We start from the raw sequence: 18836 nt of genomic DNA, 5'->3' as shown, positions 1-18836 counted from the left end.
CTTATTTGTCCTCCAGCAGGTGAGTGGCGAATTCGTTGCGCAGGGCGTCGATGCCTTCCAGGCGTCGGTCCAGGTCGGTGCTGCGCAGGCTCAGGCTGGCGACCAGCGCCTCGACCTGGGCCAGGGCCGGCACCAGGGTGTCGAAGGCCGAGGCCGACTCCACCGGGGCGCTGATGATCAGGTCCGCCAGCTCCCGCAGGGGCGAGGCGTAGATGTCGGTGAACAGCACCACCCGCGCATGCCGCGCCTTGGCCGCGCTGGCCACGCGCAGGGCCTGGCTCTGGTAGCGGCGGTAGTCGAACAGCAGGACGATGTCCTGGCGCTGCACGTCATACAGGCGGTCGGGCAGTTGCGCGTTGTCGTCCAGGGCCATGCAGCCGGGGCGCATCAGGCGCAGGTGATTGAGCAGGTAGCTGGCGAGAAAGTTGCTGAAGCGCCCGCCGTAGCAGTACAGCGCGTGCCGGCTGTCCAGCAGCCAGTCGACCAGGATGCGCACGTCTTCGGGCTGGGTCAGGGCCTGGGTCTGTTCCAGGCTGCGCAGGCTGCCTTGCAGGTAATGGCTCCAGGCATCGTCCCGAGGGACCTGGGCCCGCGGTTGCAACAGGGTGCTGGGCGAACGCAGGCGATCGTCCATGTCGCTGAGCAGCGCTTCCTGGAACTGCGCATAACCGCCGAAGCCGAGTTTTTTCACCAGCCGCACGATGGTCGGGTCGCTGACGCCAGCGTGCTCGGCCAGCCGTGACATGGGCCCCAGGCCGTTGCGCGGGTAATGGTCGAGCAGGGCACGGATGACCTTGCGCTCCGAAGGCGTGAGGTCGAGGGCCGGGTCGGTGATCTGGTCTCTGAGAGACGGCATAAAACGCCTTCGCGAGTGGAATGTCGTTTTTGTTTCACTGAAAGTGAAAACAGTATTTATGTAATTTACGCTACATGTCTAGTGAAAAATGGAAGCGCCCGCGAACGCCCCAAAAGAGGGCGAAAAAGCCCAGGTTTATTGGCTGTTCGAGGTTTTTTGGGGCACGCCATCAGCGCGGCAGGGTGCCGCGAAAGGCCGCGCTCAGGGCGCGCAGGGTTTCCTCGGAGCGGGCGTCGGTGGGCCGCGCAAGCAGGACGATTTCGCTGACCGGCAGCAGCGGCAGGCCGAGGCGTTCGCCAACCTCCACCGCACCGGCCGGCGCCACCCGATGGGCCAGCGCCGCCACCCCGAGCCCGGCGCTGACCGCGGCGCAGACGGCCATCACGCCACCGCCGATAAACACTTCGGTCCAGGGAATGCCGGCGTCGTCCAGTACGCGCACGGCGATATGCCGCACGCCACAGGGCGCGGCCATGGTCGCCAGCCGCAGCGGGGTACCCGGCACCTGCTGCCAGGCCGGCGCGGCGAACCAGCCGAAGCGCTCGACCACCAGCACTTCGCCGTCCTGGCGCGCGCCTTCGTTGCGCACGATGACCGCGTCCAGTTCCTCGCGGTCGAAGGCCGCCGTCAGGTCCCGGGAGGAGGCGATGCGCACCTCGATGATCAGCAACGGATCGTAGGCGGCGATGCGGCTCAGCAGTTGCGGCAATTCCGCGCCGGCCACGTGGTCGCTGATGCCGATGACCAGCCGTCGCGCCGGCGCCGCCTGCATGTCGCCCAGGGCCCGCTCATGGGCGCGCAGCAGGTCGCGGGCGGCCTGCATGAACTGCTCGCCGACCGGGGTCAGGCGCACATGCCGCGGCGTGCGCTCCAGCAGGCGATAGCCGAGGCGTTCCTCCAGGCGCTTGAGCTTGAGGCTGATGGCGGCCTGGGAGGTGTCCAGCGCCTGGGCGGCGCGGGTGAAGCTGCCGAAGTCGGCGATCAGCACGAAGGCGTGCACGGTGTCGATGTCCAACGGCCTGAGGGGTTCGCTCATATCGGATACTTATCGCAGATATATTTGCCGATATCTTGTTGTAATGAATGGCCCTGCGCAAGCTGGCAATACCTTCACGCACAGGAGCATCGCCATGTTGGCCAAACAGTATTCACACCGCCTGCCCGCCGATTACGACATGGGCGTGATCCGCCATCGCGCCGCGGATCGCGGGCCCCTGTGGGACGAGGTCGACGGGTTGCTGTTCAAGGTCTTCGCCGGCCAGGAGCGGGGCGTGCACGGCGCGCGGCATAACCTGTACGCCTCGATCTACCTCTGGGCCGATCCGGCGGGCGCCGCGCGGTTTCTCATGGGCAGCGGTTTCGACAGCGTGATCGACTCGTTCGGCCGTCCGTACATCGAGTCCTGGCTGCCCCTGGACTGGCGCCGCGGTTCCAGCAACCAGGCGCGGACTCTCTATCGCGAACACCTGGCGATCGATCCGCTGGCGGACCGCGCCAGGTTGCTGGCCGAGCAGGTCGAACACAATCAACGGCTGGCCGATGACCCGGACACCTTCGCCGTGTTCGTCGCCCTCGACCTGCAGGCCTGGGAGCTGGTGCGCTTCACCCTTTCGGCCAGCGCGCCCGACAGTACACGCGGCGCCGAGCGCTATGAGGTGCTGTACCTGGCCCGGCCGGGGCTCGCCAGCGCTTAAGTCTGGCGGCGACAAGTTGGGAATCCCCCGGCGACACATGATACAAACGCAGCCACATTGCCCCCTGCGTCCATTCAACGTCGAGAGATTCCCCGTGCCGGCCACCCGCTTGACCCTGATCTGCCATGCCCGGACCGTCGCCCAGAAGCTGGCGTGTTTTCCGCTGGACGAGCCGCTGGAGATGGACTGGCAGGCGCAGACGGGCTCGCGGGCCGCGGCGTTCAAGCGTGCGCCGCGCCTGCTCAGCGCTCCTGAGCAACGGGCGCGGCAGACCGCTACCTTGTATGGCGCCAGCGTGGAAACGGTGCCGGCGCTGCGCGACTGTGACATGGGCCGCTGGCAGGGCCTGTCCATTGACGATCTGCACCGTGAGCAGCCCGAGGCCCTGCAAACCTGGCTGGCCGACAGCCACTCGGCGCCCCACGGCGGCGAGTCGGTGGCGCAGCTGTGCGAGCGGGTCGCGGCGTGGCTGGCGACGCTGAGCGAGCAGCCCGGGCATGTGCTGGCGGTGACCCATCCGCGGGTCATCCGCGCGGCGCTGCTGCACGTCATGCAATGCCCGCTGGCCAGTTTCAATGCCATCGATGTCGAGCCGCTGGCCCAGGTCGAACTGCGCTTCAATGGCCGCTGGAGATTGCGCCTGGATCAGCGCGATTAGCGGGCTTGGCTCGGCGTGGCCTGGGGATTTTTTCGCGAGCAAGCTCGCTCCTACCGGGTTGGCGCAAATCATGGTAGGAGCGAGCTTGCTCGCGATAGGCCGCAGAGCGGCCGCCCTGTGACGCGCCGCCACAACCCAGCCATACTCCATCCCCCGAGCAGCACCCGAGACCCGCTCCCATGAAAACCCTCCTGATCATCGGCATCGGCGCCGGCAATCCCGACTACATCACGATGCAGGCGGTCAAGGCGCTCAATCGCACCGATGTGTTCTTCCTGATGGACAAGGGCCAGAGCAAGAACGCGCTGATCGACCTGCGCCGGGAAATCTGCGAGCGCTACATCGAGCAGCCCGGCTACCGGTTTGTCGAAGCGCAAAGCCCGGAACGGCTGCGCGGTGCCGAGGTGGATTACCGGGCCAGCGTCGCCGAGTTGAACCGCGACAAGCAGCGCACCTTCGAGCGCCTGATCGACGAGGAACTGGCGGACGGCGAAACCGGCGCCTTCCTGGCCTGGGGCGATCCGGCGCTGTACGACAGCACCATTCGCATCCTGCAGGCGATCCTGGCCAGCGGCCGCTGTGCGTTCGAGTTCGAGGTGATCCCCGGCATCACCAGCGTCCAGGCCCTGGCGGCGCAGCACAAGGTGCCGTTGAACCGCATCGGCCGCTCGGTCGAGATCACCACCGGCCGGCGGCTGGCGGCGGGGCAGGTGAGCGATGCCGACAGCCTGGTGGTGATGCTCGACGCCGAGGATGCCTATCGCCAGGTGGCGGACCAGGACCTGCAGATCTACTGGGGCGCCTACCTCGGCACGCCGGAGGAAATCCTGATCGCCGGCCGGCTCAAGGATGTCGCCGGGCAGATCCAGCAGGTGCGCAAGGCGGCGCGGCAGGCCAATGGCTGGATCATGGACACCTATCTGTTGCGCAAGCCGGAGGATTGAGGGGGGCTTCTATAGGTGCGAGGCTTGCCCGCGATAGGGTATTCGGTCGGCGAGGTACAGGTTCGACGCTCTCTGCCCAAGACGTTCTCCACACGACTTGCAGGTCGCAATCCAGGCACGAAAACCCGAAAACATGCAGGGATCGGCGGGGTTTTCCGCGGTCATTGCACCAGCACAGGGCGGGCTCGGCGTCGTCCTGATCGGGAAGTGGTTTTTCTGTAAGTATTTGTCGCATAAACACAATTTGCCGCCCGGGCGCCGCTCTAGACTGCTGGCCACTTCGATTTCCCCCAATCGAACCTTTCTGCCAATAAGAGCCTCCGTCTACGGGAGTTATAAATGAAGAAGCTTGTGATGTTCGGTGCCCTGGCACTGTCCATGCTGTCCCTGACCGCCGTGGCTGACGATGCCAAGCCGATCCGCATCGGTATCGAAGCCGGCTACCCGCCATTCTCGATGAAGACCCCCGACGGCAAGCTCACCGGTTTCGACGTGGATATCGGCGATGCGCTGTGCGAGCAGATGAAAGTCAAATGCACCTGGGTCGAGCAGGAGTTCGACGGCCTGATCCCGGCGCTGAAGGTGCGCAAGATCGACGCCATCCTGTCGTCCATGACCATCACCGACGACCGCAAGAAAAACGTCGACTTCACCATCAAGTACTACCACACCCCGGCGCGCTTCGTGATGAAGGAAGGCACCGAGGTCAAGGACCCGCTGACCGAACTCAAGGGCAAGAAAGTCGGGGTGCTGCGCGCCAGTACTCATGACCGTTTCGCTACCGAAGTGCTGGTGCCGGCCGGGATCAACCTGGTGCGTTACGGCTCCCAGCAGGAAGCCAACCTGGACATGGTGTCCGGTCGCATCGACGCGCTGCTGGCCGACTCGGTCAACCTCGACGACGGCTTCCTGAAAACCGACGCCGGCAAGGGCTTCGCCTTCGTCGGTCCCGAGTACAACGATCCGAAATACTTCGGTGGCGGCGCCGGCATCGCCGTGCGCAAGGGCGATACCGCCCTGGCCGAGAAATTCAACACCGCCATCACTGAGATCCGCGCCAACGGCAAGTACAAGGCCGTGCAGGACAAGTACTTCAAGTTCGACGTCTACGGCGAGTAATTCGCTGCGCTGAAAAAGGCGGCTACCGTGAAGACGGCGCCGCCTTTTTTGTGGGTGCGATTTGCCGGTCCGAACAGGAGCAGGGCGATCCCTGTAGCCGCTGCCGCAGGCTGCGCCAAGGTCCGCAGGACCTTCAGCGATCTTGAGGGCGTCACGGCCGTGCCAGCCGAACGCAGCCTGCGGCAGCGGCTACAGGAAGCTCGCGCCGCCTGGCAGCGGACGACGACCTTTTCACGGCCGCGCAAATGCCTCAGGCTACGGCCCCCGCCGAACTCCATTTTTCTTCCGGAGCCCTTCATGCAACGCATCGACCATTCCTTGCCCTGGAGCCACCTGGGCACCCAGCGCCAGCTCAGCGTGTTCCGTTTTGGCAGCGGCAGCCGCAAGGTCTATATCCAGGCCAGCCTGCACGCCGACGAGCTGCCGGGCATGCGCACCGCCTGGGAACTGAAAAAACGCCTGAGCGAACTGGAAGCCCAAGGGCAGCTCAAGGGCGTGATCGAACTGGTGCCGGTGGCCAACCCCATCGGCCTCGACCAGCATTTGCAAAGCAGCCACCTGGGGCGTTTCGAAAGCGGTAGCGGGAAGAATTTCAACCGCGCCTTCGTCGAACTCAGCGGTCCGGTGGGCGACCTGATCGGTGACCGCCTGGGCAGCGATGCGGCGGCCAACGTCGCCTTGATCCGCCAGACCATGGGCGAAGTCCTCGACCGCCTGCCGGCCCCGGCTTCGCAACTGCAAGCCCTGCAACGCCTGTTGCTGCGCCATGCCTGCGACGCCGACATCACCCTCGACCTGCACTGCGATTTCGAGGCGGCGATCCACCTGTACGCGTTGCCCCAGCACTGGCCGCAGTGGCAGTCCCTGGCTGCGCGGCTGAAGGCCGGGGTGGCGCTGCTTTGCGAAGACTCCGGCGGCAGCTCGTTCGACGAATCCTGCTCCACGCCCTGGCTGCGCCTGGCCCGCGACTTCCCGCGGGCGGCGATTCCAGCGGCCAACCTCGCCACCACCCTGGAGCTGGGCAGCATGGGCGACACCCGGGTCGAACAGGCCCAGGCCAACTGCGAAGCGATCCTCGGTTTTCTCGCCGAGCAAGGGTTGATTGATGGCCACTGGCCGGCCACTCCGGACGCCTGTTGCGAGGGCATGCCGTTCGAAGGCACCCAATACCTGTTCGCCCCGCACCATGGGGTGGTCAGCTTCCTGCGCGAGGCCGGCGAGTGGGTGGAGCGGGGCGACGCGATCTTCGAGGTGGTCGACCCGCTGAACGACATCGTCACCGTGGTGCGCGCCGCCACCAGCGGCGTGCTGTTCGCCCTGGACCGCAGCCGCTACACCGAGCCGGGTATCTGGCAGGCCAAGGTCGCCGGCCGCGAACCTATCCGTAGCGGCAAGCTGACCAACGATTGAAGCCGGCCTTGATATTCAGGTGGTTCCCTGTAGGAGCGAGCTTGCTCGCGATGGCCGCTACGCGGCCAAAACAACCAGGCAACGGGCGCTTTCCCCCGGTGTCATCAGAAGGACATCCCATGTTCAAGTTCCTGGCCCTGTTGCTGCTGTGCGTGTCTGCCTCCGTCCAGGCCCAAGGCGCACTGCACGACGACCTGCCACTGCTCTATCTGGAACAGGCCCCGGCCGACGCGCGCGACCGGCCGTTGGTGATTTTTCTCCACGGCTACGGCAGCAACGAAGAGGACCTGTTCGGCCTCAAGGACGGGCTGCCGGCGGATTACACCTACCTTTCGGTCCGGGCGCCGCAGACTGTGGAAGAGGGCAGTTACCAGTGGTTTCACAAGCAGGGCGAAGGGGCTTATGACGGCGTGACCGCCGAGCTGGCCGACGGTGCGAAGCTGATCGACGCGTTCGTCCGGCAGGCGGTCGCCAAGTACCACACCCGCGCTGACCGGGTATTCCTGGTGGGCTTCAGCCAGGGCGCGATCATGTCCTACGAGCTGGGCCTGCGCCATCCCCAGGCGGTCCGCGGGATCGCCGCGCTGAGCGGGAAGATCCTGCCGGTGCTGCGCTCGCAGCTCAAGAGCGGCGCGGGCCTGGAGCGGTTGGCGATCTTCATCGCCCATGGCACCGCGGACATGCGCCTGCCTTACAGCGACGGTTCCGAGGCCGACAGCCTGTTGCGCGGGCTGGGCCTGGCGCCGCAATTCCATGCCTACCCGGGCGTCGGCCATACCATCAGCGACACCGAGCTCCAGGACCTGAACCGCTGGTTGCTCAGCCTCAACCCTTGAAGCGGGTGAGCCCGTAGCGGCCGCTGTCGCTGCGAGTTCCTGAGGGCTTACTGGCCGACGATCTGGCTGACCAGCTTGTCGTGATTGGCCTTGTCGTTGATCCGCGAAATCACCTGCACCACCGCCATGCGGTTGCCGGAGCCGGCGAGCAGGGTGGAGCTCTGGGTCATGCCGCCGCCCTGGGTCGCGGTGCTGTCGATCTGGCGCAGGCCGAGGCCGCCGCGGGTCATGCTTTTTTCGCTTTGCTTGCTGAAATCCGGCAGGGCCGCCGCCTGTTGCGAGAGGAAGCCCGAGACCGCGCTGTCGAGGAACTGCGCGTCGTTGTCCTTGGCCTGCACCGCATCGGGGATCAGGTTCTCCGCGGCGATGACCACGGTCTTGGTACTGGCGTTGGTGTACATGGTGCCGGTGGCGCCGGCGGTGCCGCTGGCTTCGTCGCCGGCCTGCAGCGGGTTGGCGATGAAACCCTTGGGCAGGCTGAACTTGAACTTGCCGCCGAGCATCGAGACGGTCTCGACCTTGGCCTTCTTGTTCGTCGGCTGGGCCGCGGACACGTCCAGGGCGCTGAAACCGGCCAGCGCCGCCAGGACCAGGACCGCGGCGTGTTTACCGAACAGGGACATGCAGATTCTCCAGAGTGAACGCGTTGGGGGCGCGCATCTTCCCACGGCTGTCGCGGGGCACTCCAGCGGGATATGCGGTGGCACGGAATTTCGGATAAAAGGGAGCGGGAGCGGCCTTCGTGGCGCTTGTCGGACGCTCCTCAACCCTGGGTAGAGCGCGCGCCCGAGGTCGCCAGCACCGCCCCGGCGATGATCAGCAACGCCGGCACCAGCAGCCACACACTGGCCGGGCTTTGCCCGATGACGATCAGCAGCAGGGTGGAGATCAACGGCGCCAGGTACGACAGCGCGCCGAGCGTGGCCAGGTTGCCGTGTTTGGTGGCGTGGTCCCAGGCGAAGAAGGCCAGGCCGACCGGGCCCAGCCCCAGGCCGAGGATCGCCAGCCATTGCTTGAGGTCCGGTTGCACCGGGTTTTCGAACATCAGGTGGCAGAGCGCCCCGGCCAGCGCCACCAGCCCGCAGATGCCGCCGATCAGGCTGCTGGGTACGCTGCTGAAACGGCGGTTGAGCACCGAGTAGCCGGACCACACCAGGGCACAGCCGAACGCCGCCAGGTAACCCGCCACCGGCATCGCGCCAACCTGGCTGGCAGCGCGCTGCTGCATGATGAACGCGGTGCCGGCCAGCCCCAGCAAGGCGCCGGTCAGTTGCCGGCCGCGCAGCGGTTCGCCGCCGGCCCGGGCCGCCAGCAGGACGATCAGCAACGGCCAGAGGTAGGCGATCAGGCTGGCCTCGGCGGCCGGCGCGGCTTTCAGGGCGAAGAAATACAGCGCGTGGTAGGCAAAGATCCCGCCGAACCCCAGGGCCCAGATCGGCCAGGGCTGGCGCCAGCCACGAAAACCGGCGCGCCCCCGCAAGCCGAGCAATACCAGGCTGGCGCCGCAGGCCACGGCAAAGCTCAGGGCCAGCAACTGGAAGGGGGGAATGCCGGCGGTGAGGGTGGTCAGCAGCGCCAGGCATGACCAGAGAAACACCGCGATCACGCCGATGGCGGTGGCGGCGCCGCTGCGGGAGGGGGCGAGGCGGGTTGAGTGGATGGCGGTCATAGGCACACCGAGGCAAGGGCGGTGTGGCCAGCATAGAAGCCGCCGCGACGGCGGTATTGATCAGGCCTGCCGAACTCTTGTCGCAGCCTGCGCCTGGGTGTCGCGAGCGGCCTTGCGCAGGGCGGCCGGGGTCTGGTTGCGGGCCTTTTTCAAGGCGTGGGTCAGGGCGCTCTGATCGGCGTAGCCGACCCGCTGGGCGATCTCGCTGATGGGCAGCAGGGTACGGCCGAGCAGGTCGATGGCGCGGTCCAGGCGCAGGGTCGAAATGTAGGCGAAAGGCGTGCTGTGCATGTCCCGCTCGAACAGCAGGTACAGGCTGCGCTCGCTGACCCCCGCGGCCTGGGCGATGGCGCGGGCGCTCAGCGGGCTGCCCAGGTGCTGTTCGATATAGGCCAGGGCCCGCGCCAGTGCCTGGCGTTGCGGCGCGCTTGGCGTCGGGCGGGCCAGGCAGGCCAGCAGCAGGGCGCTCCAGGCGCTGGCGACCGGGCTGGAGGAACTGAGCAAGGCGCCGCTGTGGCTGGCATAGCCGAGCAGGTGGCGGATCTGCGGGTCGATGGCGAAGAAGCGGCTATCGGCCAGGGACGGCTCGCTGCCGGGGCTATCCAGGTCGAGCACCAGAAAGGTGTTACGGCGCTCGGCCAGGAAGCTATGCCGGGCGCCCGGCGCGATCAGCACGCCCTGGCTGGCATCGACCTTGCCGCCGCGGCCGTCCACCTCGATCTCCATTGCCCCCGACTGCGGCAGCACGATCTGCGGAAAATCGTGGTCGTGCAGCTCGACCTGCCCGGAATACGAACGCATCGCCAGGGCGACAGAGGGTTGGGCTGGAGTGTTCATGGCGCGGCTCCGCGGATGGCTGCCCCGCATCATGCCTGAAAATGCGGGTGCTGTAGGAGTGGTTGGGCGGTGTGGGATGGTTGGGGAAAAGGGGTCTGGCTCAGCTGTTGTGGTGATTGACACACCGCTATCGCGAGCAAGCTTCGCTCCTACAGAAGCGGGGCTGCATAGGCTGGGGCAGGGCGCTATCAAGGCTTGGGCCGGTCCGCTGAAACGTCTAAGCTGGGCCACCGTTCCAGCCTTCCGGATGCCCGCGTGAAATTCACTCTCCCCAAAGTCGGTACTGCACCCTTCTGCCCGCCGGAAGTCGCCGGCACCATCGTTGTCGATCCCACCGCGCCGCTGTTCAAACGGATCCTGCGCTTCGCCGGCCCCGGCCTGCTGATTTCCATCGGCTACATGGACCCGGGCAACTGGGCCACCGCCATCGAGGCCGGCTCGCGCTATGGCTACAACCTGCTGTTCGTGGTGCTGCTGGCGAGCCTCGCGGGCATGGCGGTGCAGTGCCTGTGCTCGCGCCTGGGCATCGCCACCGGGCGCGACCTGGCGCAGCTTTGCCGGCAGCGCTACAGCACCCGCACGGCGCGGACCCAGTGGCTGCTGGCGGAGGTGTCGATCATCGCCACCGACCTTGCCGAGGTCCTGGGCTGCGCCCTGGCGTTCCACCTGTTGCTCGGGGTTTCGCTGACCACCGGGATAGTCATCACCGCCTTCGACACCCTGTTGATTCTCGCCTTGCAGAACCGCGGCTTCCGCCGCCTGGAGGCGATCATGCTGGTGCTGGTGGGCACTATCGGCCTGTGCTTTTTCGTCGAGCTGCTGCTGATCAAACCCTACTGGCCGGACGTGGCGCGAGGCTTCACGCCATCGCTGGCGGCGATCGGCGAGGCGGCGCCGCTGTACCTGGCGATCGGCATCCTCGGCGCCACCGTGATGCCGCATAACCTGTACCTGCACACCTCCATCGTGCAGACCCGCCTGGTGGGCCAGGACGAGGCCAGCCGGCGGGATGCGATCAAGCTGGCGCGCATCGACACCATCGGCTCCCTGGCCTTGGCGCTGCTGGTCAACGCGGCGATCCTGATCCTCGCCGCCGCGGCCTTCCACGGCACCGGGCACACCGAGGTGGTGGAGCTGCAGGACGCCTATCACCTGCTCGATCCGCTGGTGGGCGGGGCGCTGGCCAGCGTGCTGTTTGGCGTGGCCTTGCTGGCCTCGGGGCAGAGTTCTACCTTCACCGGCACCATCGCCGGCCAGGTGATCATGGAGGGCTACCTGAACCTGCGCCTGCCGTGCTGGCAACGGCGCCTGATCACCCGCGGCCTGGCGCTGGTGCCGGCCTTCGTCGGCGTATGGCTGATGGGCGACGGCGCGGTCGGCCAGCTGCTGGTGCTGAGCCAGGTGGTGCTCAGCCTGCAACTGCCGTTCGCCTTGTACCCGTTGATCCGCATGACCAGCGACCCGCAGTTGATGGGCGTGTTCGTCAACCGCTGGCCGACCCGCATCCTCGCCTGGAGCCTGTTCGCCATTATCAGCGGCGCCAACGCCTGGTTGATTGCGCAACTGGTGGTGTAGGCACGCTTCTGTAGGAGCGAAGCTTGCTCGCGATGGACCGCGCAGCGGTCCCGATCTTCAATCCAGCGCCTGGGCGGCGAACAACGCCACCTGGGCATCCTCCCCGGACTTGACCCCGGACACACCGACGGCGCCGATCACCTGGCCGTCGAACACCACGGGCACGCCACCTTCCAGCGAGGTCAGCAGCGGCGCCGAGAGAAACGCGGTGCGTCCGCCGTTGACCATCTCTTCATAACCCTTGGACTCGCGTCGGCCGAGGGCGGCGGTGCGGGCCTTTTCCACGGCGATATAGGCGCTGATCGGCGAGGCGCCGTCCAGGCGTTCGAGGGCCAGCGGGTGGCCGCCGTCGTCGACGATGGCGATGCTCACCGGCCACTGGTTGCGCTCGGCCTCGTCCCGCGCGGCGATAAGAATGCGCTGGACTTCGCGATGACCCAGGATGGCTTTGCTGTGCATGGCGTGCTCCTTTCAAGGGGTATTGGGTTGAGGGGAAGAATCCAGGGGCGGCAGGGCGGCCTCGACCAGCTCGATCCAGTGCCGCACCGGGGTGCGTCCGGCGCCGTCGAGGTGGGTCTGGCAGCCGATATTGGCGGTGACTATGAGCTCGGGGCGGCCGCTTTCCAGGGCATTGAGCTTGTTGTCGCGCAGTTGTCGCGCCAGCTCGGGCTGGGTCAGCGAGTAGGTGCCCGCCGAGCCGCAGCACAGGTGGCTGTCGGGCACCTCGGTGAGTTCGAAACCCAGGCGCTTGAGTACCGCCTCCACCGCGCCGCCGAGTTTCTGCGCGTGCTGCAGGCTGCACGGACAGTGGAAGGCCAGGCGCTGGTCGCTGTGGGCGTGCAACTGTTCCAGCGGTTCGTCGCGCAGCACTTCCACCAGGTCCCGGGCCAGGGCGCTGACCCGCTCGGCGCGGGCGGCATACCGCGGGTCGTGGGCCAGCAGGTGGCCGTAATCCTTGATAAAGGCGCCGCAACCGCTGGCGGTCTGCACCAGGGCTTCGGCGCCGTTTTCCAGGTGCGGCCACCAGGCGTCGATATTGCGCCGGGCCCGTTCCAGGCCGGCGTCCTGGGCATCCAGGTGGTAATCCACGGCGCCACAGCAGCCGGCCTCGGCCACGGGCTCCACGGCGATGCCCAGGCGGTCGAGGACCCGCGCCGTCGCCGCGTTGGTGTTGGGCGACAGGCTCGCCTGCACGCAACCTTCCAGCAGCAAGATACGTCGCGCGTGGGCCGTGGCCGGACGCGCCTTGGCCGGCTGTACCTGGCGCGGCAGCTTGCCCTGCACGGCCTCGGGCAGCCAGGGGCGCAAGGTGGCGCCGGTGCCGATCAGTGCCTTGAACAGCGCCGGGTTCGGCGCCAGGGCGCGCAGGCCCTGGCGCAGCAGGCGCTGGCCGAGGGGCCGGGGGACGGCGGCATCGACCACGGCGCGGCCGATGTCCAGCAGGTTGTGGTAATCCACCCCGGACGGGCAGGTGGTTTCGCAGTTGCGGCATGACAGGCAGCGGTCCAGGTGCAGCTGGGTCTTGGCCGTGGCCTCGTGGCCTTCCAGCACCTGCTTGATCAGGTAGATGCGCCCCCGCGGCCCGTCCAGTTCGTCGCCCAGCAGCTGGTAGGTGGGGCAGGTGGCGTTGCAGAAACCGCAATGCACACAGGTGCGCAGGATGCTTTCGGCTTCCGCGGCGCGGGGCAGCTGGCGCGCCTGTTCGCTCAGGGTGGTTTGCATGCTGCGGGTCTCCGTTCAGAGCTCGGCGTAGAGCCGGCCGGGGTTGAAGATCCCTTGCGGGTCCAGTTGCGCCTTGAGCTGGCGGTGGTAGCGCAGCAGCACCGCCGGCAATGGCTGGAACGGGCTGTCCAGCAGGCCGTGGCTGTAGCAGGTGGCGTGGCCGCCGACGCGCTCCACCAGGCTACGGATGCGCTCCGCGGGCGCCGCGGATTTCAGCCAGCGCTGGGCGCCGGCCCAATCTATTAACTGCTGGCCGATCAACTGCTGGCCGGGCAGCTCCAGGACGCCGGTGTTATTGGGCAGTGACAGGCGCCACAGCGGCAGGCCTTCGTCGAAGAACGCCAGGCGTTGCTCGTTGAGGTCGGCCCAGTAATCGGCGGCCAAGGGCTCGCCACCCAGGCGATCGCGGGCCGCGGCCACTGAACCTTCGCCGCCCTCCAGGCGCAGGTGCAGGCGCTGGCCGTCATGGCTGGCGGCGCTGATGGGCAGCGGTTGCTGGCCCCAGTCGGCGAGCCAGGCCAGGGCCTTGGCGCTGTCCATTTCCAGGCTCAGGCTGAGGCACTGGCGGGGTTTGGGCAGGACCTTGAGCGACACCTCGGTAAGCACCCCGAGGCAACCGTAGCTGCCCACCAGCAGGCGCGAGAGGTCGTAGCCGGCGACGTTTTTCATCACCTCGCCGCCAAAGCGCAGGAGCTTGCCGGTGCCGGTGATGACCCGGCTGCCGAGGACGAAATCCCGCACCGAACCGGCCCAGGGCCGCCGCGGGCCGGACAGCCCGGCGGCGACCATGCCGCCAACGGTGGCGCCGTCGCTGAAGGCCGGCGGCTCGCAGGCCAGCATCTGCCCGGCAGCGTCCAGCGCGGCCAGCAGTTCCTGCAATGGCGTGCCGGCGCGGACCGTCACCACCAGCTCGGTCGGGTCGTAGCTGACGATGCCGCGATGGGCGCGGGTGTCGAGCACCTCGCCGGCAGTCATGCGGCCGAGAAAGGCCTTGCTGTTGCCGCCCTGGATCAGCAGCGGCGTGCCGTCGGCCAGCGCCTGCCCGACCTGTTCCAGCAGTGCGCCGCTGGCATCGTTATCCGCGTGTGCCGTCATCAGAAACGCTCCAGCTCGGGGAAGGGCAGTTGCCCGGCGTGCACGTGCATGGCGCCGAATTCGGCGCAGCGGTGCAGGGTCGGGATGTTCTTGCCGGGGTTGAGCAGGCCGCCGGGGTCGAAGGCCGCCTTGACCGCGTGGAACAGGGTCAGCTCGTCGCTGTTGAACTGGGCGCACATCTGGTTGATTTTCTCCCGGCCGACCCCGTGTTCGCCGGTGATGCTGCCGCCGACCGCGACGCACAATTCGAGGATCTTGCCGCCCAGGGCTTCGGCGCGGTCCAGTTCGCCGGGCTGGTTGGCGTCGAACAGGATCAGCGGGTGCATGTTGCCGTCGCCGGCATGGAATACGTTGGCCACCCGCAACTGGTATTCGGCGGCCAGCGCGGCGATGGCCTTGAGCACCCCCGGCAGTGCGCGGCGCGGGATGGTGCCGTCCATGCAGTAGTAGTCCGGCGACAGCCGGCCCACCGCCGGGAAAGCGTTCTTGCGCCCGGCCCAGAAACGCACCCGCTCGGCTTCGTCGCGGGCCTGGCGGACCTCGGTGGCGCCGGCCCGTTCGAGCACCGCGCGGACCCGGTCGCAGTCGTCATGGACATCGGCTTCGACGCCGTCCAGCTCGCACAGCAGGATGGCCTCGGCGTCCACCGGGTAGCCGGCGTGAATGAAGTCCTCGGCGGCGCGGATCGCCAGGTTGTCCATCATCTCCAGGCCACCGGGGATGATGCCGGCGGCGATGATATCGGCCACCGCGCGGCCGGCTTTTTCCACCGAGTCGAAGGCCGCCAGCAGCACCTTGGCCAGCTGCGGCTTGGGCAGCAGCTTGACCGTGACCTCGGTGATGATCCCGAGCAGGCCTTCGGAACCGGTGAACAGCGCCAGCAGGTCGAAACCGGGCGCATCCAGGGCGTCGCTGCCCAGGGTCAAGCGTTCGCCTTCGACGCTGAGAATCTCCACCTTGAGCAGGTTGTGCACGGTCAGGCCGTATTTCAGGCAGTGCACGCCGCCGGCGTTTTCCGCGACGTTGCCGCCGATGGAACAGGCGATCTGCGAAGACGGGTCGGGGGCGTAATACAGGCCGAACGGCGCGGCAGCCTGGGAGATCGCCAGGTTGCGCACTCCGGGCTGGACCCGCGCGGTGCGGGCGGCGGGGTCGATATGCAGGATCTGGTTGAAGCGCGCCATTACCAGCAGCACGCCTTGTTCCAGGGGCAGGGCGCCGCCGGACAGACCGGTGCCGGCACCCCGGGCGACCACCGGCACGCGGCGTTCATGGCAGATCCGCAGCAGTTCCTGCACCTGCTCGATATGCCGTGGCAGGGCTACGAGCATCGGTGTGGTGCGGTAGGCCGAAAGGCCGTCGCATTCGTAGGGTTTGAGGTCTTCGCTCTGGTGCAGGAGGTCCAGGTCGGGCAGGCGTTGGCGCAGTACCTGGAGCAGTGCCGTTTTATCGACTGTGGGCAGCGCGCCGTCGACGCGTTCGTCGTAGAGGATATTCATGGGTGGCTAACGACCCTGAGTTGTTTTTATGGGCGCTCGGCGGACAGGCCGCTCAGTTGCATCATTGGCCCGGCTGGCCTTACTGTCCACGGGACCGGGGACTGGTCGAACCAGTTTGTTGCGCCAGCGATGCCGGGATTTTTATAAAAACTTAAGTATTTCAGCGGGATGGCCTGGCGGTCCGTTTGATCGGGTTTTTTCTTCACAGCTGGTCATACCAGTGGAGGACGCATGCACAGCAAGGATTCGACCCGGCATCAGGTGGCGGATGTGGTCTGTGAACGCATCGAACGCCTGATCGTCGACGGCGTACTGAAGACCGGCCAACTGCTGCCCTCGGAGCGGCGCCTTACGGAAAAACTTGGGGTGTCGCGCACGGCCTTGCGCGAGGGCCTGAAACTGCTGCGGGCGCGGGGCATCATCGAAACCAAGCAGGGCAAGGGCTCGTTTGTCGCCCAGTTGTCGGGGCAGGGTGCGACCTCGGCGCTGATGCATCTGTTCAGCTCCCAGCCGCGCACCCTCTACGACCTGTTCGAAGTGCGCAGCCTGCTGGAAGGCGAGTCGGCGCGGCTGGCGGCGTTGCGCGGCACCGATGCCGATTTCGTGCTGATCGGCCGCGCCTATCAGGCGCTGCTGGACGCCCATGGCCAGGAACTGGAGGCCTCGGCCCACGCACGGCTGGACCACGCCTTCCACCTGGCGATCTGCGAGGCCTCGCACAACCCGGTGCTGGTGCAGACCCTGCGCTCGCTGACCGACCTGCTGCTCAACTCGGTGTTCGCCTCGGTCAACAACCTCTACCACCGCCAGGCGCAGAAACGCCAGATCGACCGCCAGCACGCGCGGCTCTACAACGCCGTCACCGGGCGCCTGCCGGAGCAGGCGCGCAAGGCCGCCATCGCGCATATCCAGGGTCTTTGCGACAACCTGCGGGAGATCGAAAACGAGGAGCAGCGCCTGGTGCGGGCGACCTTGCGCCTGGAAGGCTGGAACTGACGCCGCCGCGACCAGGGGCCAATGGCGGCGACGGGCAGCCACTACACTGCTAGAGACGCGGCAACATTCGCGTCGTCGACGACCACCACAAAGGAGTCACCCCATGTCCAACGAGACTTGTGCCTGCCCGGGCTGCACCTGCAAGGTCGGCGCCCATGCCATCGTCCGTCACGGCAAGCACTACTGTTGCCAGGCCTGCGCCAGCCACCACGCCAACGGCGAACCCTGCACCTCTACCGAAGGCTGCGATTGCGCCAAGGGTGCGCACCACTGACGGGTTGAAGTTGTCGGGTGGAAAAGCAGTGGAGCCGCTCAGGGCTCCACTTTCCAGTTGCGAGCGTCCTGTTTGCGAGCGTCGATCCAGTTGCAGGTGGCCGCGCTCGGCATGGCTCGATCATCCAACGCCGTGGCGTATCACGCCCTACGCCCAAGGCCTCGGTTGGATCAGGTCGACGGTCGCCAGGTGACGTTCTCGATACCGAATTTTTCCGCCAGGGGTTTGCTGGTCTTTTTCACCCGTTCCAGGCCGAAGCGACCGATGCGGCCGACACCGGCGTCGCAGCTTGCCCAATGCCACGCCTCGGCGTTGTCCATCTTCTCCGAGCGGATGATGAAGGACTTGGGGGCGCCGTGCAGGGTGTATTCGATGACGAAAAGTTTTGCGTTGTTCATAAAGCTATCAATCCTCCCTGTGATGGTTTAGTGACCCGCGCGGGCAGGGAAAAATTCACTCGGATTGTCGAGCAAGGGGCTCAGCGGTCGGACAGCGGTCGGGCAAGCATCCGAACGGGTTATTGCCTGGCCCTGTGGCGTCCGTCCGGATGCTTCTTCGCGGTTTTCCAGGCGGATCGGCGGGGTTACCATGGGCCCCCCTGCTTGACGACGATGCCCGGCCATGGCCCTTGCCGCACCTCCCGACCTCAGCGACACCGATGTGCCGGTACAACCCCTGGCGCGCACCTATCCGCGTGGCCTGTTCATCGAGCCCCACGAACATGCCTGGGGGCAACTGCTGTATGCCATGAGCGGGGTGATGTGGGTCGAGACGCCGAACGAGGCGCTGGTGGTGCCGCCGCAACGGGCGGTGTGGCTGCCGCCGGGCGTGCCCCATGGGATCCGCGTGGTCACCGACCTGCAGATGCGCAACATCTATCTGCGCCCGAGCCTGGCGGCGACCCTCGACAGCCAGGTGCAGGTGCTGCAGGTGGACAACCTGCTGCGCGAGCTGATCGTGCGTCTGGTGGAGCATGAGGGAGCGCCGCAGCCGGAGTACTACGATGCGCTGGTGAACCTGGCCCTGCTGGAACTCAAGCGCGCCCGGCGCTCGCAGTTGAAGATCGTACTGCCGGACAGTTCCGACCGGCGCCTGATCAATCTCTGCCAGGCGGTGATGGCCGCGCCTTCCCTGGACATTCCCTTCGAGCGCCATGCCGAGGCGGCGGGCGCCAGCGTGCGCACCCTGGCGCGGCTGTTCAAGGACGGCCTGGGCATGGGCTTCGCCGAGTGGCGCCGCCAGGTGCAACTGGCCACGGCCGCCGCCGAGCTGATCCAGGGCGTGCCGGTCAGCACCATCGCCCGCGAACTGGGGTATTCCCCCGGCAGCTTCAGCGACATGTTCCGCCGCGAGCTGGGGCTGGCCCCGTCGCAATACGCGGCCGGAGAAGCCCGCGCCTGAGCGTCAATCATCCCTGTAGCCGCTGCCGAGCTCCGCGAGGCTGCGACCGGGCCACCGCGTTTATCCAGGCCCACTGCATTCTCAGGCTTTGCGCCTGCTGCGCAGTCGATCGCAGCCTCGCGCGGCTCGGCAGCGGCTACGGGGCTTTGCGCACAGGCACTCATTGTGTGGGCGCCGCAATACCCGTAGGAGCGAAGCTTGCTCGCGATGAACGGTAACGCGGTCCGCCAGACATTCCGCGCCGGGGCTAT

Annotated in this window: 20 protein-coding genes; 10 read left to right on the top strand and 10 right to left on the bottom strand. The window is 67.0% G+C overall.

Annotation, left to right across the window (positions count from 1 at the left end; translation table 11 throughout):
- Nucleotide 1: 1 nt before the first annotated feature.
- Together PVZ78_RS15325 and PVZ78_RS15320 are read right to left on the bottom strand one after the other, a co-directional pair.
- The gene (locus PVZ78_RS15325) at nt 2-856 is read right to left on the bottom strand and encodes a MurR/RpiR family transcriptional regulator (RefSeq protein WP_009048189.1); all 855 of its coding nucleotides are present in this window, start codon (nt 854-856) and stop codon (nt 2-4) included.
- Nucleotides 857-1025: 169 nt separating this feature from the next.
- The gene (locus PVZ78_RS15320) at nt 1026-1892 is read right to left on the bottom strand and encodes a LysR family transcriptional regulator (protein ID WP_273828906.1); all 867 of its coding nucleotides are present in this window, start codon (nt 1890-1892) and stop codon (nt 1026-1028) included.
- 94 nt (nt 1893-1986) lie between these two features.
- On the opposite strand from PVZ78_RS15320, the gene PVZ78_RS15315 reads away from it, so the two are divergent.
- The 6 genes from PVZ78_RS15315 (at nt 1987) to PVZ78_RS15290 (ending at nt 7517) form a co-directional block, all read left to right on the top strand.
- Nucleotides 1987-2550 carry a DUF4865 family protein gene (locus PVZ78_RS15315; protein ID WP_016702754.1) on the top strand — a complete coding sequence of 188 codons (564 nt, stop codon included), beginning with the start codon at nt 1987-1989 and terminating at the stop codon, nt 2548-2550.
- 94 nt (nt 2551-2644) lie between these two features.
- Nucleotides 2645-3208, top strand: coding sequence for a histidine phosphatase family protein (locus tag PVZ78_RS15310; RefSeq protein ID WP_273828905.1), 564 nt, complete (start codon nt 2645-2647; stop codon nt 3206-3208).
- A 179-nt stretch (nt 3209-3387) separates the two neighbouring features.
- Nucleotides 3388-4152, top strand: coding sequence for a precorrin-6A synthase (deacetylating) (gene cobF, locus PVZ78_RS15305; RefSeq protein ID WP_273828904.1), 765 nt, complete (start codon nt 3388-3390; stop codon nt 4150-4152).
- A gap of 339 nt (nt 4153-4491) precedes the next feature.
- Nucleotides 4492-5271: an ABC transporter substrate-binding protein gene (locus PVZ78_RS15300; protein ID WP_009048194.1), complete on the top strand. Its 780-nt coding sequence runs from the start codon at nt 4492-4494 to the stop codon at nt 5269-5271.
- 297 nt (nt 5272-5568) lie between these two features.
- On the top strand, nt 5569-6681 hold the full coding sequence (locus PVZ78_RS15295; protein WP_009048195.1) for a succinylglutamate desuccinylase/aspartoacylase family protein: 1113 nt from the start codon (nt 5569-5571) through the stop codon (nt 6679-6681).
- A gap of 119 nt (nt 6682-6800) precedes the next feature.
- Nucleotides 6801-7517: an alpha/beta hydrolase gene (locus tag PVZ78_RS15290; protein WP_273828903.1), complete on the top strand. Its 717-nt coding sequence runs from the start codon at nt 6801-6803 to the stop codon at nt 7515-7517.
- 47 nt (nt 7518-7564) lie between these two features.
- On the opposite strand, the gene PVZ78_RS15285 is transcribed toward PVZ78_RS15290, so the two are convergent.
- From PVZ78_RS15285 to PVZ78_RS15275, 3 genes are all read right to left on the bottom strand, one after another.
- Nucleotides 7565-8140: a hypothetical protein gene (locus PVZ78_RS15285; RefSeq protein WP_096373691.1), complete on the bottom strand. Its 576-nt coding sequence runs from the start codon at nt 8138-8140 to the stop codon at nt 7565-7567.
- Between the two features lie 140 nt (nt 8141-8280).
- A complete protein-coding gene (gene yddG, locus PVZ78_RS15280) occupies nt 8281-9186 on the bottom strand; it encodes an aromatic amino acid exporter YddG (RefSeq protein ID WP_273828902.1) in 906 nt (301 codons plus the stop codon).
- Nucleotides 9187-9246: 60 nt separating this feature from the next.
- The gene (locus tag PVZ78_RS15275) at nt 9247-10023 is read right to left on the bottom strand and encodes an AraC family transcriptional regulator (protein WP_273828901.1); all 777 of its coding nucleotides are present in this window, start codon (nt 10021-10023) and stop codon (nt 9247-9249) included.
- A gap of 255 nt (nt 10024-10278) precedes the next feature.
- On the opposite strand from PVZ78_RS15275, the gene PVZ78_RS15270 reads away from it, so the two are divergent.
- Nucleotides 10279-11598: an Nramp family divalent metal transporter gene (locus PVZ78_RS15270; protein WP_038580317.1), complete on the top strand. Its 1320-nt coding sequence runs from the start codon at nt 10279-10281 to the stop codon at nt 11596-11598.
- 57 nt (nt 11599-11655) lie between these two features.
- On the opposite strand, the gene PVZ78_RS15265 is transcribed toward PVZ78_RS15270, so the two are convergent.
- The 4 genes from PVZ78_RS15265 to glcD are packed head-to-tail and all read right to left on the bottom strand — an operon-like array spanning nt 11656 to nt 15914.
- Nucleotides 11656-12057 carry a heme-binding protein gene (locus PVZ78_RS15265; protein WP_009048202.1) on the bottom strand — a complete coding sequence of 134 codons (402 nt, stop codon included), beginning with the start codon at nt 12055-12057 and terminating at the stop codon, nt 11656-11658.
- 12 nt (nt 12058-12069) lie between these two features.
- The gene (glcF, locus tag PVZ78_RS15260; RefSeq protein ID WP_053268647.1) at nt 12070-13320 is read right to left on the bottom strand and encodes a glycolate oxidase subunit GlcF; all 1251 of its coding nucleotides are present in this window, start codon (nt 13318-13320) and stop codon (nt 12070-12072) included.
- A gap of 15 nt (nt 13321-13335) precedes the next feature.
- A complete protein-coding gene (gene glcE, locus PVZ78_RS15255) occupies nt 13336-14415 on the bottom strand; it encodes a glycolate oxidase subunit GlcE (RefSeq protein WP_273828900.1) in 1080 nt (359 codons plus the stop codon).
- Nucleotides 14415-15914, bottom strand: a complete 1500-nt coding sequence (glcD, locus tag PVZ78_RS15250) for a glycolate oxidase subunit GlcD (protein ID WP_009048205.1) — start codon at nt 15912-15914, stop codon at nt 14415-14417. Before glcD ends, glcE begins: the two co-directional genes overlap by 1 nt.
- A 231-nt stretch (nt 15915-16145) precedes the next feature.
- On the opposite strand from glcD, the gene glcC reads away from it, so the two are divergent.
- Nucleotides 16146-16910 carry a transcriptional regulator GlcC gene (glcC, locus tag PVZ78_RS15245; RefSeq protein WP_273828899.1) on the top strand — a complete coding sequence of 255 codons (765 nt, stop codon included), beginning with the start codon at nt 16146-16148 and terminating at the stop codon, nt 16908-16910.
- 103 nt (nt 16911-17013) lie between these two features.
- The gene (locus PVZ78_RS15240; protein WP_016702767.1) at nt 17014-17184 is read left to right on the top strand and encodes a metallothionein; all 171 of its coding nucleotides are present in this window, start codon (nt 17014-17016) and stop codon (nt 17182-17184) included.
- Between the two features lie 170 nt (nt 17185-17354).
- On the opposite strand, the gene PVZ78_RS15235 is transcribed toward PVZ78_RS15240, so the two are convergent.
- Nucleotides 17355-17582 carry a DUF6555 family protein gene (locus tag PVZ78_RS15235; protein ID WP_009048208.1) on the bottom strand — a complete coding sequence of 76 codons (228 nt, stop codon included), beginning with the start codon at nt 17580-17582 and terminating at the stop codon, nt 17355-17357.
- Nucleotides 17583-17805: 223 nt separating this feature from the next.
- On the opposite strand from PVZ78_RS15235, the gene PVZ78_RS15230 reads away from it, so the two are divergent.
- Nucleotides 17806-18585, top strand: coding sequence for an AraC family transcriptional regulator (locus PVZ78_RS15230; RefSeq protein ID WP_009048210.1), 780 nt, complete (start codon nt 17806-17808; stop codon nt 18583-18585).
- Nucleotides 18586-18836 lie beyond the last annotated feature (251 nt).

The organism is Pseudomonas sp. SBT1-2 (genome assembly GCF_028640875.1).
GTDB classification, from domain to species: Bacteria; Pseudomonadota; Gammaproteobacteria; order Pseudomonadales; family Pseudomonadaceae; genus Aquipseudomonas; species Aquipseudomonas chlororaphis_I.
Note: the sequence above shows the minus strand (reverse complement) of the source record. Positions and strands in the feature narration are given on the sequence as shown.

Coding starts and splice junctions, on each gene's coding strand:
- PVZ78_RS15235 (WP_009048208.1), bottom strand. CDS start 17,582: ATGAACAACGCAAAACTTTTCGTCATCGAATACACCCTGCACGGCGCC.
- glcC (WP_273828899.1), top strand. CDS start 16,146: ATGCACAGCAAGGATTCGACCCGGCATCAGGTGGCGGATGTGGTCTGT.
- yddG (WP_273828902.1), bottom strand. CDS start 9,186: ATGACCGCCATCCACTCAACCCGCCTCGCCCCCTCCCGCAGCGGCGCC.
- glcD (WP_009048205.1), bottom strand. CDS start 15,914: ATGAATATCCTCTACGACGAACGCGTCGACGGCGCGCTGCCCACAGTC.
- PVZ78_RS15265 (WP_009048202.1), bottom strand. CDS start 12,057: ATGCACAGCAAAGCCATCCTGGGTCATCGCGAAGTCCAGCGCATTCTT.
- PVZ78_RS15290 (WP_273828903.1), top strand. CDS start 6,801: ATGTTCAAGTTCCTGGCCCTGTTGCTGCTGTGCGTGTCTGCCTCCGTC.
- PVZ78_RS15320 (WP_273828906.1), bottom strand. CDS start 1,892: ATGAGCGAACCCCTCAGGCCGTTGGACATCGACACCGTGCACGCCTTC.
- cobF (WP_273828904.1), top strand. CDS start 3,388: ATGAAAACCCTCCTGATCATCGGCATCGGCGCCGGCAATCCCGACTAC.
- glcE (WP_273828900.1), bottom strand. CDS start 14,415: ATGACGGCACACGCGGATAACGATGCCAGCGGCGCACTGCTGGAACAG.
- PVZ78_RS15275 (WP_273828901.1), bottom strand. CDS start 10,023: ATGAACACTCCAGCCCAACCCTCTGTCGCCCTGGCGATGCGTTCGTAT.
- PVZ78_RS15325 (WP_009048189.1), bottom strand. CDS start 856: ATGCCGTCTCTCAGAGACCAGATCACCGACCCGGCCCTCGACCTCACG.
- glcF (WP_053268647.1), bottom strand. CDS start 13,320: ATGCAAACCACCCTGAGCGAACAGGCGCGCCAGCTGCCCCGCGCCGCG.
- PVZ78_RS15230 (WP_009048210.1), top strand. CDS start 17,806: ATGGCCCTTGCCGCACCTCCCGACCTCAGCGACACCGATGTGCCGGTA.
- PVZ78_RS15300 (WP_009048194.1), top strand. CDS start 4,492: ATGAAGAAGCTTGTGATGTTCGGTGCCCTGGCACTGTCCATGCTGTCC.
- PVZ78_RS15315 (WP_016702754.1), top strand. CDS start 1,987: ATGTTGGCCAAACAGTATTCACACCGCCTGCCCGCCGATTACGACATG.
- PVZ78_RS15240 (WP_016702767.1), top strand. CDS start 17,014: ATGTCCAACGAGACTTGTGCCTGCCCGGGCTGCACCTGCAAGGTCGGC.
- PVZ78_RS15285 (WP_096373691.1), bottom strand. CDS start 8,140: ATGTCCCTGTTCGGTAAACACGCCGCGGTCCTGGTCCTGGCGGCGCTG.
- PVZ78_RS15295 (WP_009048195.1), top strand. CDS start 5,569: ATGCAACGCATCGACCATTCCTTGCCCTGGAGCCACCTGGGCACCCAG.